The sequence below is a fragment of the Limnothrix sp. HT2024 genome (genome assembly GCF_059138625.1).
Window position 1 is genome coordinate 3,609,751 of sequence record NZ_CM181121.1, and the last position, 15,874, is coordinate 3,625,624.

16 protein-coding genes and 1 tRNA gene are annotated in these 15,874 nt (G+C 54.6%); 12 read left to right on the top strand and 5 right to left on the bottom strand.

The window, feature by feature from the left end:
• Positions 1-160 precede the first annotated feature (160 nt).
• The gene (locus tag AC2IAX_RS14745; RefSeq protein WP_494388149.1) at positions 161-898 is read left to right on the top strand and encodes a Coq4 family protein; all 738 of its coding nucleotides are present in this window, start codon (positions 161-163) and stop codon (positions 896-898) included.
• 311 nt (positions 899-1,209) lie between these two features.
• Here the strand turns inward: AC2IAX_RS14745 and AC2IAX_RS14750 are convergent, their stop codons facing one another.
• Positions 1,210-2,997 carry a glycosyltransferase 61 family protein gene (locus AC2IAX_RS14750; RefSeq protein WP_494388150.1) on the bottom strand — a complete coding sequence of 596 codons (1,788 nt, stop codon included), beginning with the start codon at positions 2,995-2,997 and terminating at the stop codon, positions 1,210-1,212.
• Positions 2,998-3,019: 22 nt separating this feature from the next.
• Positions 3,020-3,962, bottom strand: a protein-coding gene (locus AC2IAX_RS14755) for an IS630 family transposase (protein WP_494388151.1) whose coding sequence is annotated in 2 segments (ribosomal slippage) — positions 3,020-3,623 and positions 3,622-3,962 — 945 coding nt in all. Because the reading frame shifts where the segments join, the coding sequence is not laid out codon by codon here.
• Positions 3,963-4,464: 502 nt separating this feature from the next.
• Between AC2IAX_RS14755 and AC2IAX_RS14760 the strand changes: the two genes are divergently transcribed.
• From AC2IAX_RS14760 to AC2IAX_RS14810, 11 genes are all read left to right on the top strand, one after another.
• Complete coding sequence (locus AC2IAX_RS14760; RefSeq protein ID WP_494390405.1) at positions 4,465-4,554, top strand: element excision factor XisI family protein; 90 nt, start codon at positions 4,465-4,467, stop codon at positions 4,552-4,554.
• Positions 4,555-4,588: 34 nt separating this feature from the next.
• Positions 4,589-5,236, top strand: coding sequence for a type I restriction endonuclease subunit R (locus AC2IAX_RS14765; RefSeq protein WP_494388152.1), 648 nt, complete (start codon positions 4,589-4,591; stop codon positions 5,234-5,236).
• Positions 5,237-5,528: 292 nt separating this feature from the next.
• Positions 5,529-6,647: a class I SAM-dependent methyltransferase gene (locus AC2IAX_RS14770; RefSeq protein ID WP_494388153.1), complete on the top strand. Its 1,119-nt coding sequence runs from the start codon at positions 5,529-5,531 to the stop codon at positions 6,645-6,647.
• 151 nt (positions 6,648-6,798) lie between these two features.
• Complete coding sequence (locus AC2IAX_RS14775; protein ID WP_494388154.1) at positions 6,799-7,248, top strand: YbjN domain-containing protein; 450 nt, start codon at positions 6,799-6,801, stop codon at positions 7,246-7,248.
• A 57-nt stretch (positions 7,249-7,305) separates the two neighbouring features.
• A complete protein-coding gene (locus AC2IAX_RS14780) occupies positions 7,306-8,064 on the top strand; it encodes a lipoate--protein ligase family protein (protein WP_494388155.1) in 759 nt (252 codons plus the stop codon).
• Between the two features lie 87 nt (positions 8,065-8,151).
• Positions 8,152-8,733 carry a hypothetical protein gene (locus tag AC2IAX_RS14785; protein WP_494388156.1) on the top strand — a complete coding sequence of 194 codons (582 nt, stop codon included), beginning with the start codon at positions 8,152-8,154 and terminating at the stop codon, positions 8,731-8,733.
• Between the two features lie 259 nt (positions 8,734-8,992).
• On the top strand, positions 8,993-10,747 hold the full coding sequence (locus tag AC2IAX_RS14790) for a glycoside hydrolase family 3 N-terminal domain-containing protein (protein ID WP_494388157.1): 1,755 nt from the start codon (positions 8,993-8,995) through the stop codon (positions 10,745-10,747).
• A gap of 76 nt (positions 10,748-10,823) precedes the next feature.
• Positions 10,824-12,134, top strand: a complete 1,311-nt coding sequence (gene ctpC / locus AC2IAX_RS14795; protein WP_494388158.1) for a carboxyl-terminal processing protease CtpC — start codon at positions 10,824-10,826, stop codon at positions 12,132-12,134.
• A gap of 143 nt (positions 12,135-12,277) precedes the next feature.
• A complete protein-coding gene (locus AC2IAX_RS14800) occupies positions 12,278-12,466 on the top strand; it encodes a DDE transposase family protein (RefSeq protein WP_494388159.1) in 189 nt (62 codons plus the stop codon).
• A gap of 106 nt (positions 12,467-12,572) precedes the next feature.
• Complete coding sequence (gene cobA / locus AC2IAX_RS14805; protein ID WP_494388160.1) at positions 12,573-13,421, top strand: uroporphyrinogen-III C-methyltransferase; 849 nt, start codon at positions 12,573-12,575, stop codon at positions 13,419-13,421.
• Between the two features lie 12 nt (positions 13,422-13,433).
• Positions 13,434-13,518, top strand: a tRNA-Ser gene (locus AC2IAX_RS14810).
• A gap of 167 nt (positions 13,519-13,685) precedes the next feature.
• Here AC2IAX_RS14810 and AC2IAX_RS14815 read toward each other — a convergent pair.
• Genes AC2IAX_RS14815 through AC2IAX_RS14825 form a run of 3 tightly spaced genes read right to left on the bottom strand, consistent with a single transcriptional unit; the run spans position 13,686 to position 15,819 of the window.
• A complete protein-coding gene (locus AC2IAX_RS14815) occupies positions 13,686-13,988 on the bottom strand; it encodes a TIGR02450 family Trp-rich protein (RefSeq protein WP_494388161.1) in 303 nt (100 codons plus the stop codon).
• Between the two features lie 41 nt (positions 13,989-14,029).
• The gene (locus AC2IAX_RS14820; RefSeq protein ID WP_494388162.1) at positions 14,030-14,530 is read right to left on the bottom strand and encodes a hypothetical protein; all 501 of its coding nucleotides are present in this window, start codon (positions 14,528-14,530) and stop codon (positions 14,030-14,032) included.
• 5 nt (positions 14,531-14,535) lie between these two features.
• Positions 14,536-15,819, bottom strand: coding sequence for a S1 RNA-binding domain-containing protein (locus AC2IAX_RS14825; RefSeq protein ID WP_494388163.1), 1,284 nt, complete (start codon positions 15,817-15,819; stop codon positions 14,536-14,538).
• Positions 15,820-15,874: the final 55 nt, after the last annotated feature.

The following is a 15,874-nucleotide window of genomic DNA, read 5'->3' on the forward strand; positions in this document are numbered from 1 at the left end:
GAGATACTCATTTTATGAGTTGACTCACCCCTGAAAGCACTGTCCCGCCAGGGTGTGAGTTAACGAATGAAAGTGCTAGCTTTCTCCCGACTATTCAGCAACTTCATCTTCTTTTGAGAGGTGGTTGGGTTCACTTTGCAGTTCCCTGGAGCTACTGTCTATGCAACCGCTTAATTCAGCAACATTGAACGACTCTTTGACCAGTTCCATGCAACCACCGGCATCAAATCCCCTGTTTCAGGGTGTGAAGTCGTTGTTTTCAAAGATTCTGATTTTTAAGTCATTCACTGCAATGCTCCTTGGCAGCAATAGCTTAAAAACAGTGGGCGAATTAGTGGATGGCTTGCTGGAAACGCCCGCCTACGCTTTGGCAGCACAATACCTCAGTCAGAATCCAGCTTGTGCCGCCTTAATCCGTGAGCGCTATCTGCCACCCGCTCATGATTTAGAAACCCTCCTGACCCTGCCTCCTGATTCGCTGGGGTATATCTATGCAGCAGAAATGAAAGAAAAGGGCTTTGATCCCAATTTACATGCTGGAATGGCTGCCCAATCTGATGCTGAGTATGTTGAAATGCGCCTGAGCCAAACCCATGATCTTTGGCATATTGTGACTGGATTTGCTCCCTCTGAAATTGGTGAAATTGGTTTACAGGCATTTCATCTGCCACAGTTTCCCTACCCACTGGCTAGCATGGTAGTGGCTAGCAGTTTAATAACCAGCACGCTGATGGCACCAACAGCATTGCCACTCTTGCTAGAGGCAATTGCTCAAGGATTTCAGATGGGTAAGGCCGCTCAACCCCTGTTTGCTCAAAAGTGGGAAGAGGGATGGGAAAAGCCCCTGAGCCAATGGCAGGCAGAGCTGAATATTCAGCCCATTCAGTATTCATCATGAATTTCATGCAGCCGTTTCAGTTAAATCTGAGCTGATGAATTAGTCGTAACTTCAGAGGCGATCGAGTCGTTTGCTGTGTTGGCAAGCCCGGCTCGATCGCTTCTCGTTGTTTGGGCGATCGGGCTAGGCTGGGGCTAAATGGGAGGCCCGAAACCACGATGGCGAGTAAGTTAATCGAGTTGGACGATGATGTGTTGGTGGAGGTGGAAGCAAAGGAGGACGAGGCGCAGCAGATTCCGAAATTCAAAGGTAATGCAAGGGCAGTTGACGAGGTGAGATTGGGTTGATAGGGTGATTTTGTAAGGCTTAAATCAACTGAGTGAGGAGCTAAACTCTGCCAAAATCACCTTGATTTTTTCTAAATCTACTCTTAAGTCGTACCAAGCTGGTTCACCTTGAAACAATTCATCTGATCGTTGAATTGCTTCTCCAATCACATAGTGATAATTCAGTCCCACAAACTCGCTAATGACTTTATAGCAAACTGGTCGATAGGAAATTGATAACAATTCAAGAACCCAGGTTCCAGGCGAGGCAAAGACCAAGTTGGTTAACCCCGCCCCATGCGGCGCAACCACCACCGCCGCATTGGCAAATATGGCTACTTGTTTCAACAATGGCAGCGCTTCCAGTTCAATAATCTCAAACCCATCGGCTATGAGAAACTCCATCACTTCGGCCTCATTGAGTAACCGCCGGTAATTCGCGTTACTTCGTGTGATATAGATTTTTCTAGCTGGCTTGTCGGTCTCTAACGGATGAGTAGATAAGCTGCTGGGTTCCCCAGACAGACGGCTTTCTGCGTGTTGAGTATCTTGCCTCCTGCTTTTTGCCTGTAATCCTACATCGCTGGCGATCTCTGTCAATTCCTGACGCTGTAAAACTTGGCTCAAGAACGTCTTGCGCAAAAAGTTACAGGCATAGCGTGTGATGCCGTTCATATAGGATGGCACCAAGACAAACTCAAACGCTAAAATCGCTTGGTTGCCTGTTTCTATGACTTTACTGGGGTCAATTCCAAGTAAATCTAAGGATTCTTGATGAAACGGTCGGTTAATTCTGTCAAAAACAAAATAGTCAATTTTATCGAAAGCATCTTCATCCTGATAAAACTTGGCTTTGTATTTACCAAGCCTGGGTAAAACATCAAACATCCAGTGATAGTAATTTTCTCCGCATAAAATAGATAAAATTAATGCTTTTCCGGTCTGAATTCTAGGCCAATTAGGTATGATATTCTTGCATACCAATGTTGATAATTGACCAGTACAAGCTTCTGCCAGAAATTTGGTTTCGTGATTTAAAATTGCAACAGTTTGTGAATTGATCCAAACCATCGCTTCTCTCAGTTCAAAAAAATGATCCGATTGGAAATTAGATGCCGCTTTTTTCTCGCTTTGATCGAATAAATGTGCAGGCAATTCTATTGACCAAACCAATTTGTCATCACAGTTCGTTATCTGACTGAAGCGACGGAGAAGAGTGGGAGTTAAATCATGCTGGGAGCAAAAATCAAACCAATCTTGGCGCTGATGGTTAATCCCCAGGCGTTTGATCTCCTGATAGGCTACCTCTGAGCCAGGATTGATCGCTAGCAGATGCAAATAGCCCTCGATCGCCGCCGCCAGGTGCCCTTGTTGTTCTAAGCACTGCGATCGAAGTTGCCATAAATCGCCTGACCCAGGAGAAGCCCTCAAACCGCGATCACAAACGGCGATCGCGTCCTCTAGTTGTAGCAAGTGTCTATAAAGCCGAGCTAGGCACAGATAGCTGTGATGCCAGGTGGGATCTATAGAAATTGCCCGCTCATAGGCCCGCAAGGCAGCAGCAGAATTACTTTGGATTAGCAGTAAGGTTGCCAGATTGACGTAGAGTGTGGCTTGTTCTGGCAAAGCTTGGATGGCCTGCTGATAGACGATAATCGCCTCCGGCAAAGCTTCTTGTTCAATGAGTAGTTTGGCCAAAAAGTTGTAGCCATCCAACCAGTTAGGTAAGGTGTCTAGTCTTTGGCGATAGTGGGCAATCGCGGTGGAAATCTCTCCTTGGGTAGCTAAGGCTTTCTCTTCAGGAGTTGCTTCAATTAATCTATTAGTCTGCATAATACAGCCCTTACCGCAATTACTAGGTACAATAACAACATTTAGTAAACCAGTTTTTCAGGCACTGTAAATCCACCAGTCGGGCTGCCAATCTAGTTAATTGTTCCAACACTTCTATGGTTTCTGTTCTAAATTTCCACAAAAAGATTTTTAACTGCGACCACATCATTTCTATAGGGTTAAAGTCTGGTGAATACACTGGCAGATATTCTACTGTTGCTCCTACTGCTTCTATCATTTCTTTCACTTCTGGACGATGATGAGAGTTTAAGTTGTCCATGATAACCACATCACCCGCTTTTAACTGCGATGCCAAGTTTACTTTAACAAACTCTAGAAAATCTTCCTTTTTCATTGAGCCTTTCAATCCTTTTATTGTGACAACTCCTGATCGCCTGATCGCACTAATGACTGTCATCTTTTTACCGTAATAGGGCTTCTGGGTTTCATAAGCCTTCATTCCTTTTTTAGCTCTGGCCATGGGGCGATTCATCCCAACCCAAAAACCGCTTTCGTCAATGAAGACAAGCTTTTCAGCTTCCACTTTCAAAATTCTCTGCCAGTAGCTCACGCGCTCGGCTTGTACTTCCGCCGTGATTACTTTTTCGCTCCTGTATGTTTTTTTTGAGGCTGATGTCATGTTGCTTTAAAAATCGATCCATCATGCTTGTGTTAGAACTGACACCCAATTTTTCTTGCACTGCTTCGCAATACTCTCGCAATGTAAAATCAGGATTGGTCTCTACAATTTCTAAGATGGCTTCTTCATGCTGAGATAAGATGCTCACTCGCTTCGTGCCACACTTCTTAGGTACTAAGCTTCCAGTTGAACGATATAGGTTTAGAAGCCGCCTGACGGTATCTGGACTAATCGAAAACTGTTTTGCCACTTTCCGAATTGAAGTGTCTCCCTTTTCGTAAGCTTCTACAATCTTTCGGCGCAAGTCCAGAGAATAACGACCCATGAGTTTTCCTGACGATAACTCAACTACACTTATAATTATGTCGTACCAATCGTTCTAGGTAAAGGCTGTATTGCTCTAGCCGTCAGTTGGGTTGTAGTGCCGGAGGCCGTTAGGATACAATACATTCAGGCTTGACGTTTGATCATCGCACTCACTTTAAATTGACTAATTTCTCCGACTTTATTATTCCACGCCTAAGTATCTTGTCCAATCCAGGCTAAAAGATCGAACCTTAAAGCTGTTGATTCAAACAAATCACAGAAAATTTCATTATTAATGCAAATCGGCATAGAGTGAGCGAGGGAACGCCACCTTTGTAACAACAAGCTCCCGGTCATCTCCCACGCACCCCCACTCACCACGACGAAACGACCATTCCCGATCGGTTGGGCCGCCCCATGGCAGCGGTGCGTAGGGCACAAACCCCACCTCGGGAACCTGCGAACCGTTGCCCTACGCACCCTACGGCAGACCGGTGCGATCGCCCTCAACACCCTAGAAACTGCTCGATCGCGGCGTGCCCAAAGAAGACTTGGTACTGGGCTACCATCACCCCAGCATCCGCTCCTTCACCGAATTTGCCCTAGGTTAGAGGTTGATGGATTGCTGCATTTTTGGAGGAACCCATGCCAGAAACCCTCGCGATCGCCCAATCCCTCCTCACCCTGCGCCAGGTCGAAACGCGCTTTCAGCTCAGCCCCAACGCTGACCCCGCTTTTTTTGCCGAAGCAACCGCCGCCCAGACTGCCCAAATCACCCTCAGCCCAGCAGAACGCCAAACCCTCGATCGCATTCGTGCCAGCTATCGCTACAGCAGCGCCGAAGGTGATCTGACCGAAGCAACGGTGAATCTATTGTTGGTTTCGCCGTTGCTTTATCTTGCAGGATTTTGCGATCCGCCCTTTCGGCTCCAAGCCGAAGCCAGCGTCGAAATTGTGGTGGACGATCGCCATGAACGTTACACCGGGCGGATTGATACGTTGGTGATTTGCCGGGAATTGTGGGTGGCGATCGTCGAGTCAAAACGCACCCGATTTGCCGCTTCGACAGGCATTCCCCAGGCCTTAGCCTATGCCTGTGCCAACCCCGATCGCGATCGTCCCCTGTTTGCATTAGTTACCAATGGCGATAACTTTTTATTTTTGAAAATCCAAGGCAATCACTACGCGATTTCCAGTGATTTTTCAATCTATTCCCAACCAGAAAATGGACTTTATGGCGTACTCAGGCTCTTAAAGTCCATTGCCGCGCAGGTCAATGAGATTCGCGCCTAACCACCCTGCCAAAACCCAACAGTGCCACAACGTCCAAATTGCGATCGATTGCCCTCAGCACCCTAAAGATCGGTTGTTTGGTTGGATCGATGCTGGGAGGAAACCGCGCCAGAAGGCTGCCTCGCTGCCCGATCGCCCGATTGATCGTAAAGTTTTCGTTACAATAGACCCTCAAGACCGCCCCCAATTGCCATCGGGGTTTGGTTTTCGCCGGGGAATTGCCCCTTAATAATCCAAGTGATCGACGCATTCCCGGTCTCGGGTCGATCGCCCTTCAAAATTTCCCATTGCCATGACTGCCACCACCGATCGCCGCCCACAGCAACCTTTTCCGCTGCCGAGTCCGAATGACCTGCTGAAGCTGGCCTATCAGACCTTCCAGCAGAGCAAGGGGGCTTTTAGCTTGGCCCACAAGCAAATGAACAGGCGGGTTTTGAATGCGATCAAACCCCTGCCCCAACGAAATCAAAACCTGCCGCCGGAGGTGTTCCAGTTGTTGCAGCGCCGGATGCAAACGCTGCTGGAAACCGACTGGCAGGATGTGGAACAGGGGGTTTATGGGCCCGAGTTGGTGTTTGAAAATGCTTGGGATGAGTTCCTGAAGTGTTACCCGTTGGTGATTTGGGATGGGTTCCAAACTTGGATGCGCCTGTCGGAACAGCGTTTTCAGGAGTTTTCGCCCTCGATCGACACCAACGGTTATCCGAAGTATTACCTGCAAAATTTCCACTACCAAACCGATGGCTATCTGAGCGATTGGTCTGCGAATTTGTACGATTTGCAGGTGGAATTGCTGTTTAACGGAACGGCGGATGCGATGCGGCGGCGAGTATTGGCCCCGATCGCCCAGGGGGCACGCGCTTTCCCAGAAGTGACGGGGCGCGATTTGCGGGTGTTGGATGTGGCCTGCGGGACGGGGCGCACCCTGCGGTTCATTCGATCGGTGCTGCCCAAGGCGGCGCTGTTTGGGCTGGATCTGTCGCCGGCCTACCTGCGCAAGGCAAATCAGGTGTTGTCGCAACAGCCCGGCGAGCTGCCCCAACTGGCTCAGGGCCAAGGAGAGGCGCTGCCCTACGTGGATAATTATTTCCACATCACCACCAGCACGTTCCTGTTCCATGAGTTGCCGGGGCCGGTGCGCTCCCAAGTGATCCAAGAGCTGTTCCGGGTGACGAAGCCGGGGGGCACGGTGGTGCTGTGCGATTCGATTCAGTCAGCGGATGTGCCGGAACTGGAGCCGGTGTTGGCGGGGTTCCCGGCGGCGTTCCATGAACCGTTCTATCGCCACTACATCACGGATGATCTGGTGGCCTATTTGGAAAAGGCGGGGTTTGAGCGGGTGGAAACTGCGGCCCATTTCCTGAGCAAATATTGGGTGGCCCGGAAGCCGAGCGATCGCCCTGAACGTTAAGCATCAGTTGCATCGATCGAGCGTTGCGACCACACTGGATGGGGTGGGCATGGGGGCGATCGGGTGGCTGGCCTGTGGCCAGTGGATCGGCATCATGCGGCGCTAAACCCCCTCCAGCCCGCGAACTTGACTTAATCCTTGACTTAGACCTATGACAACGGCGGCGGAAGAAGCTTTGTTGGATATGGCAGAAGAACCCACCAGCGCGATCGAGACGATCGAAACGGTGATCTCCAGCTTGGCGACGGAAAACAGCGCCATGGTGAATCGCAGCGGCGGATCGTCCCTTTGGCGGTTTCAATACGGCTCGGTGGAGGTCTATGTGCAACTGACGGGCGAAACGGACGATGACACGTTGACGGTTTGGTCATCGGTGTTGAATTTGCCGGTGAAGGACGAGGCCGGGTTGCTGAAAAAACTGATGGCGGCCAATTGGTTAAGCACCTTTGAGGCCCGCTATGCGATCGCGGAAAATTCCGTGGTGGTGACCACAACCCGCACGGTGGCGGAACTGTCGCCGGGGGAAATTTCCCGATCGATTACGTTGGTAGCTTCGATCGCCGATGACAATGACGAAGCACTGCAAGCGGAATTTGGTTAGGGCGGCTTGTCCTGGCGAGTCGTGGGGCCGCGATTGATATATTCACAAATTGAGGCTATGGGCGATCGCTGGCGACTGATCCCAACCTTGAACGAATCCGGCGCGGTGCAAATGGCGATCGATCGCTGGTTGTTTGAGCAGCATGTTCAAGCAGCGGGCCCGCCGGTTTTGCGGTTTTATACCTGGTCGGAACCCACGATTTCCCTGGGGTTCCATCAACGGCGTTACCCGGCCGCTTGGGAACGGTTGCAATGGGCCGATCGCCCGGTTCCCCTGGTGCGGCGGCCCACGGGGGGCCGGGCCGTGCTCCATGGGAATGACCTCACCTATGCGGTCATTGGCTCCCAGTTCGGCAGCCGTCGGGATGCCTATTGCCGCATTTGTCAATTTTTGATTGCGGGTTGGCAGGCTCTGGGGGTGGAGTTGCGGTTTGGCGAGGGGCGATCGGTCGGTTTGCGTAACCAAGCCAACTGTTTTGCGCTGGCCACCGATGCGGATTTGGTGCTGGCTGACGGCGGCGAAAAGTTAATCGGCAGCGCTCAATATCTGCGAGGGGCGGCGGTGTTGCAGCATGGTTCGATCGCCCTGCATCCCAACCGATCGCTCCATGGCCAGATCTTTGGCACGGAGCCGCCGGAACCCCGGTTGCCGCCCCTGTCCCGATCGCACCTGGTGGCGACCCTGACCCAGGCGGCTCGGGACACGTTCGCGATCGAGCTGGAGGAAGAACCCTTGAGCGATCGGGAATGGACAGCCATTCGGGCCCTGGCCCAAGAGCAGGAGTTTCCCGATCATCTTCCGGTCGATCGCTGTTAACAATTCCCTCAACCCAGTTGCCTGCCTCCCGCCCAGCGTTATCGTGGACTTAGCAGAGAGATTGCAACGCCAGTCGTTGTCCTCGCGATGGTTTCCTCCACCCGCCTTCCGGATCTGAAGCCTGAATACGATCGCCTCTGGGAAACTTGCCAAATTCGCTCCAATTGGCAAGCCAGGGCCAAACAAGCAGCCGATCGAGCCTTGAAGTTCCGATCGCGCTATGGGGCCATTGAAACTGCGATTCAAGTGCCCTGGTGGTTTGTGGCGGCGATTCATAACCTAGAGTCCAACTGTGACTTTCGCTGCCATTTACACAACGGGCAACCCCTCAGCCAGCGCACCACGATCGAGCCGATCGGGCGGGGCCCCTTCAAAACTTGGGAAGACAGCGCGATCGATGCCCTCACCCTCAAGGAGTTTGACGGCCCGCGCGTGAAGGATCGCTCCTTGGGGGCTTGGCTGTGGCGAGCCGAGCGGTTCAACGGTTTTGGCTATCGGCTCTATCGCCCCACGGTGCTCACGCCCTATCTGTGGAGCGGGAGCAATCACTATCAAACGGGAAAGTACGTGGCTGATGGCAAGTTTGATCCCCAAGCGGTGTCGGAACAAGTGGGGGTAGCAGTGTTGTGGAAAGCCCTTGAGGCCATGGGGGCGATCGACCTACCTTGAGAGGCGGTTAGACCCGATCGTCATTGCTCGATGTGAGGCTGAAATGGTTCATGTTCCGTGCCCCAATCGTCGTAACAAGGGGCTTAAGCCCCTCGTCTCCCACGATCCGCTAACGGTGGAATCGGGGTTTCAGGCAATTTGACGATCGGCCCTTTGTCGGGTTCGTTAACGATCGTGGCAATCAGGAATTTCGCCGCAGGGCCGCGTTGTTGGTTATGGTTCCACCAGGAATCGCGAGAAATTGCCTAGAGTTGCTGCCATGACTGTTTCGGCCCCATCCCCCTTGCCTGACCTTGATCGCCTGACCCTGCGCCAACAGATTGCTCAAATGGTTGTTGTGCGGGCTTCGGGTTTTCTGTTCGATGCCCAAATTCGCTATCCCGCTTGGGAGCCGATCGCCTCGGTGCTGGAATCTTGGATCCAGGAGTGGGGCGTGGGGGGCGTGATTTTGCTAGGTGGGGGCGCGGCGGAAGTGGCGCTGCGAACCCATGAGTTTCAACGGTGGGCCCCCGTGCCTCTGCTGATTGCGGCGGACATTGAAGAGGGCGTGGGGCAGCGGTTTGGGGGAGCCACCCAAGGGCCGCCCCTGATGGCCCTCGGCGCGTTGGCCCAGCAGGATTGCCCCCAAGCGTTGGCCCTGGCTCGCGATTTGGGAGCCATGACGGCAGCGGAAGCCCAAGCGATCGGGCTGAATTGGTTGTTGGGGCCGGTGGTGGATGTGAATAACAACCCGGCTAACCCGGTGATTAACGTGCGATCGTTTGGGGACGATCCGCAATTGGTCGGGCAACTGGCCGCGGCCTTCATTGCCGGGGCCCATCAATTCCCGATTTTGACGGCGGCCAAGCATTTTCCGGGCCATGGCGACACGGCGATCGATTCCCATTTGTCTCTGCCGGTGATTCCCCACGATCGCCCACGATTGAACGCGATCGAGTTGCCCCCCTTTGTGGCGGCGATCGAGGCCGGTGTGGATGCGGTGATGAGCGCCCATTTGCAAATTCCCGCCCTCGATGCCCAACGGCCCGCCACCCTGTCGCGACCGATTTTGACCCAGTTGCTGCGGCAAGACTTGGGCTTTGGGGGGCTGATTGTGACCGATGCGCTGGTGATGGGGGCGATCGCCCGCCACTACGGGGCCAACGAAGCACCCGTGATGGCCGTGGAAGCGGGGGCCGATATTTTGTTGATGCCGGTGGATCCCCCGGGGGCGATCGCGGCCGTGGCGCGGGCCGTGGAGGCGGGACGCATTTCCCCGGAACGAATTCGGGAATCGGTGGCGCGGATTTGGCAAGCCAAGGGCAAGGTTTTTCAGGGGGCCGATCGACAGGCGGCCGATGTTCCCCCCAGCGCGATCGACCTGCGGGGACAATTGGGCCAGCCCCAGCACCAGGCCACCGTGACGGCCATTTTGGAGGGCAGCTTAGGCGGTGGCAATGGGGTGTTGGTTCTGCCCCGATCGCCCGAGACACCCGAAACGCCCGATCGCACCTTGGCCCAAGAAGCCTTGGAAAATTTGGGCACGCTGGCGGAGCTGACCCCCGCAGCGGCGATCGGCTCCCCGGCCGATACTCCAACCCAGCGCCCGATCGCCCGCAATTTGATCGTGGTGGATGACGCGATCGCCAGCGACTTTCTGGGGCAATTTGTCCCGGCGATTGCCTGGCCGCGCCAGTGGGGCATCGGGCAACTACAAATTGTAGACAGCTACAGCCCGGTGGATTTCGAGGCGATCGGTTCCCTGGCGGCCCAACAACCCACCCTTTTGCAAATTTTTGCCCGGGGCAATCCCTTCCGAGGCAGCGCCAACCTCACCCAAGGGGCGATCGCTTGGCTGAAAGCCCTTCAGGAATCCCAGCAATTGGCGGGCGTGATTTTATACGGCAGTCCTTACCTGCTCGAAACCATGCGGCCGCTGTTGGGGTCAAAAACTCCCTATCGGTTCAGCTATGGCCAAATGCCCCGGGCCCAAGCGATCGCCCTGGGCAGCCTGTTCAATCAAGTGATGTCCTAATTTCCTTGCCAATCGCCATCGACCCGGCAAAACACTATGATGAGAATGAGACGCGCGAATGATGAACTAGAGCCTTATGCCGATCGCGAATAGCAAGCTCGTTTTAGGTGCGGCGGCCACAACGGTGGCTGCTGTGACTCTGACAGGCGCGGGCATTCACCTTTCGCAAGGTCATGCTTTCTTCCAAGAAAACCCGAAGGAAGTGATTGACGAGGTTTGGCAAATTGTCGATCGGCTCTATGTGGATGGCACCTTCAACCAGGTGGACTGGCAAGCGGTGCGCCAAGATTACTTGAACCGCGACTATACCCAACCCGAAGCAGCCTACAAAGCGATTCGGGAAATGTTGGAAAAACTCGGCGATCCTTACACCCGCTTCATGGATCCCGATGAGTTCCGCAACATGCAAATCGACACCTCCGGCGAACTGACGGGGGTGGGGTTGCAGTTGGGCGAAGACAAGAAAACCAAGGAATTGGTCGTTGTTTCCCCGATCGATGGCTCCCCGGCGGCCAAGGCGGGCATTTTGTCGAAGGATAAAATCCTGACCATTGACGGCAAATCCACCAAGGGGATGGATATTAACCAAGCCGTGAAGCTGATTCGCGGCCCGGTGGGAACCACGGTGGTGTTGACCCTGCAACGGGGCGATCGCACCATGACTTACACGATCGAGCGGGCCCGGATTGAGCTGCATCCGGTGAGCTTCAGCGAGCGGCCCAAGGACGGCACAGCCCCGATCGGCTATATTCGCCTGACCCAGTTCAGCGCCAACGCGGCCACGGAAATGCGCGAAGCCATCCAAAAGCTAGAATCCCAAAATGTTTCTGGCTATGTGTTGGATTTACGCTCCAATCCCGGTGGCTTGCTGTATGCCAGCATTGACATTGCGCGGATGTGGATGAATGAGGGGGCGATCGTGTCCACGGTCGATCGCAACGGCGAGACCGATCGCCAACAGGCCAACCGCACCGCCCTCACAGGCAAACCCCTCGTGGTTTTGGTGGATGGAGGATCGGCCAGTGCCAGTGAAATTCTGTCTGGAGCGTTGCAGGACAATAAGCGCGCTGTTTTGATTGGTACGAAAACCTTTGGGAAAGGGTTGGTGCAGTCGGTGCGCAACCTGGGCGATGGTTCCGGGATGGCGGTGACGGTGGCTAAATATTTGACTCCCAGCGGTCGCGACATCAACAAACACGGGATCGATCCCGATATCAAGGTGGAATTGACCGATCAACAACGGGAGTTCCTGAGTGAAAATCGCGACAAAATTGGCACGCTAGAAGATGCCCAATACGCCAAGGCTTTGGAAGTGTTGCAAGGGGAAATTGCCAACCTGAAGGATGGCGAAAATGGCGGGGCCAGTGCCGCCACTGCTCCCCGATAGCTGATTGATCCTTGGGGGAGTAAGCTGCTGTTCATCAACCGGCGATCGGCTCATTGATTGATTGATTAATTGGTTGATTGATTAATTGATCGGCTGATCGGTAATTTCGACAACTAGGGTTAATCAACAGATTGAAGGCGTTGATGGAAGTCCCGGAATTCTATATTGTGCGCTGTGCAGACGATCGCTGCGAAATTGTGCCGAGCGATCGGCTGGCGGATTTGCCCAATCCCCATCCAGCGGGCGATCGGTGGGGCCCCTATGGAAATTTGGCGGAGGCGATCGCCAAGCGTGTGGGGTTGATCCGGGCGGGTAAATGCAAACCCCAATAGGCACGATTGGGCAACTTGGGTGGTTCATGGCCCAAAAATTGCTCCCCCAAATATTTCCCAGGCATCCTCTAAGATCATTTCTCGAACGTTTCGGTAGTTCTCATTCATGACCGACTTTGCGACTCCCCAGCCGATCGGGAAGGTTTATTTGGTGGGGGCGGGCCCTGGCGATCCGGGCTTGCTGACCCTGAAGGGAAAGACATTGCTCGAATTGGCCGATGTGGTGGTTTACGATGCGTTGGTGAGTGCCCCGATTCTAGCCATGATTAATCCCCAGGCGGAACGAATTGACGCGGGAAAACGCCGGGGCCGTCACTCAAAGTTGCAAGCAGAAACCACCCAATTACTGATTGAAAAAGCCCAGACAGCGGCGATTGTGGTGCGGCTGAAAGGGGGCGATCCCTTTGTGTTTGGCCGAGGGGGCGAAGAAATGCAGGATCTGCTGCGATCGGGTGTGCCGGTGGAGGTGGTGCCGGGCGTGACGGCGGGCATCGCTGCGCCGGCCTATGCGGGCATTCCCTTAACCCATCGCGACTACAGCTCATCGGTGGTGTTTGTGACGGGGCACGAGTCGGCGGGGAAATATCGTCCCCAGGTGAACTGGTCAGCGATCGCCCAAAGCGCTGAGACGATTGTGATTTATATGGGTGTGCATAACCTCAACCAGATTGTGCCCGCCTTGATTTCAGCGGGGCGATCGCCCACCGATCCCGTGGCGTTGATTCGGTGGGGAACCCGTCCTGAACAGGCGGAATTGGTGGCCACCCTGGAAACGGTGTGCGATCGAGTGACCGAAACGGGATTTTCTGCCCCGGCGATCGCCATCATCGGCCCCGTGGTGCAGTTCCGGGCAGATTTGGCCGCGATCGCAGCCCCGCAGCAGTTTCAAATTCCGCTGACCGGGTGGGAAATCTCAGAATCAGGGGTCGATTTTGCGCCGACAGCGGTAAAATAACAGGGCTTACCGGGAGAGGTGGCAGAGTGGTCGAATGCGCTCGACTTGAAATCGAGTGAGCCGCAAGGTTCCGTGGGTTCGAATCCCACCCTCTCCGTTGATTTCCATTGTGCTTGCAACCCCAATTTCCCCGTTGATCGATCGGGTGGGAAGGGGCTTGAGCATCTTGTTACGACGGTTGTGCATGGAAAATCAACTGATTCTAGGAGATGACGACAGGCCCTAGCCCCATGGCCCTTCCAAGTGGCGGCTGGGGGCTGGGCATCAAAGTGCGTCTGGGTACAGCACTTCCACCTCTTCGCTCAGGTCATCGCCCCGATCGACCGCTGCCAGAATTTCAATTTCTTCGAGGGTTTGCCAGCCCGCTGCCCACAGATTTCGGTTTTTGAGATTGCGTGCATCAATCCAAAACCGCGCGTTGGGATCGCAGGAGGCCACCAATTCCGCATAGACCCGATCGCCCTCATTTTTGCGATTGTTCACCTGGAAATGTCGCCAACCAAAGGTGCGCTGGCGGGCTGTCCACTTGGAACCCAAGAGATGCGGAAATTTTTGCTTTTTAGCCATGGTTGCTCATGGGTGCTGAATCATTCAATTGGGCAACCAACTCAATCGGGCAACCAACCGCAGAGGATTTCCACGACTCGATCGCCCCGTAGGCGCAAGGTCAAAAAAGCCCCGTCATCGGTCAGGTAGCCCCAGCGATCGGAATCGCGCCAATTGGGTTCTCCGTAAATGGCCAGGATGCGGCTGGAGCGATCGCCCACCCGTACCCCTTCAGCTGTTCCCCAGTTGGGTTGCGTCGTTGTGATCATGGCCAACGCTCCATCACCAAAGCCCAAAATCAGGTTGGGGTAATACCAAGATTCGTAGCGGCCATAGTTGCCAGGGGGCTGGTTTTGGGTGCGTTGGGGCCGGCCGAGCCGAGCGCGCACCCGCTGGGGATTGTCGCCCAAGCGCAGGCCATTGAACCCCAGCCGATCGCTCCGGATTTCTGCCGGTTGCTGCGGGGTGGCTTGGGTGAGTGGGCTAGGAGGCAAACCCGCGATCGCCGCCGGGGCGATCGCCCACTCTAGGCAAAGGGCCAAGACCAGGGCGATCGGGATCATAGGTGCTATGCGTCCGACTCAGGAGCGCGGCTAGGTTTCGGTTTCAAGTCCACCAGTCGGATCGGAGCCTTGGGCGCAGGGGCCGGTTCTGGCTTGGTGGCGGGTTCCGGTGCTGCCGGGTTGTCTGGTGTTTCCGGGGCGATCGCCTCGGGGTTGGCCTGGGCTGCGGTCGATTCGGTTGATTCGGTTGAGTCAGTCGGTGCGATCGAGTCTGTGGCTTCCGGGGCAGTGGGCTGCTTGGTCGGCTCCGGGTTGGACTCCGCGATCGGCTCCGGTTCTGCGTCCCAGTGGGGATAAAGCTGGGCATGACGGGCGATCGCCTCGGTCATCACCGTGGTCTTGTTTTCCAGCATTTCGCCCCGATGATTTTCCAGCACCGCCGTCGAAAGGGCGATCCGTCCCTTCCACTCATCAATTTCCATAATCACGGCGCGGATCCTTTCGCCCTGGCTGAACAGATCCTCGATCGAGGCCACATGGGCTTGGCTCATTTGCTTGACATGCAGCAGCCCGGTGTTGCCCTCAAAGCTCACAAACACACCAAAGGGGCGAATCCCGGTGATTTTACCTTCAATCAGTTGGTTGACCTTCAGACGTGCCATCAGGCCCACCTTGGCCGCTTCCCGGTTCGAGAGCACCAATTTTTTAGCATTGCGGTTCACCTCGATCGGCACGACGGTCAAGGTTTGGCCCACCAACGAGTCCAAATCCTCCCGTTCCACCAGGTGCGATCGGGGAATGAACCCCCGCAAGCCCATCACGGCCGCCGTCACACCGCCTTTGTTGACCCCATTCACACGGGCGGCGATCGCCTGTTTTTCCTCTTGGGCCTTGGCCAACTCCTTCCAGGCCTGATCCAACACCATCTGTCGAATCGAAATGGTCACCTGACCATCGGCGTTGGCTTCCTTGAGCACAATGAACTCGCGCTCCACATTGGGCGGCAACAGGTTTTGCAGTTCCTCAGCGCCCGAGGGTTCGCGCATGGCGGCTTCGCGCACCGGCAAAAACGCAGCGGATTTGCCGCCAATGTCTACATAAACCCCGTCGTTGGCGTACTCAAAAGGTTTGCCCTTGACCCGTTGCCCCGCCTCAAAAGAGACGGTTTTTTCGTCGAGGGCAGCCATGAAGTCCTCCATGGAAAAGGAGGGAGCAGCGGGTTTTGCGGCCATGATGGGTTTAATCAGCAAATAACAAGTCAAAAATTCGAGCCGGACGGGCGATCGCGCCGTGATTGGCTCCATCCCCTCACTATAGCTGAGGGGCGATCGCCCGGGGTCAGGGGACATCTCCGATCAAGACATGGATCAAGACATGCGGGTTGATCCATGACGCTCCCGATTA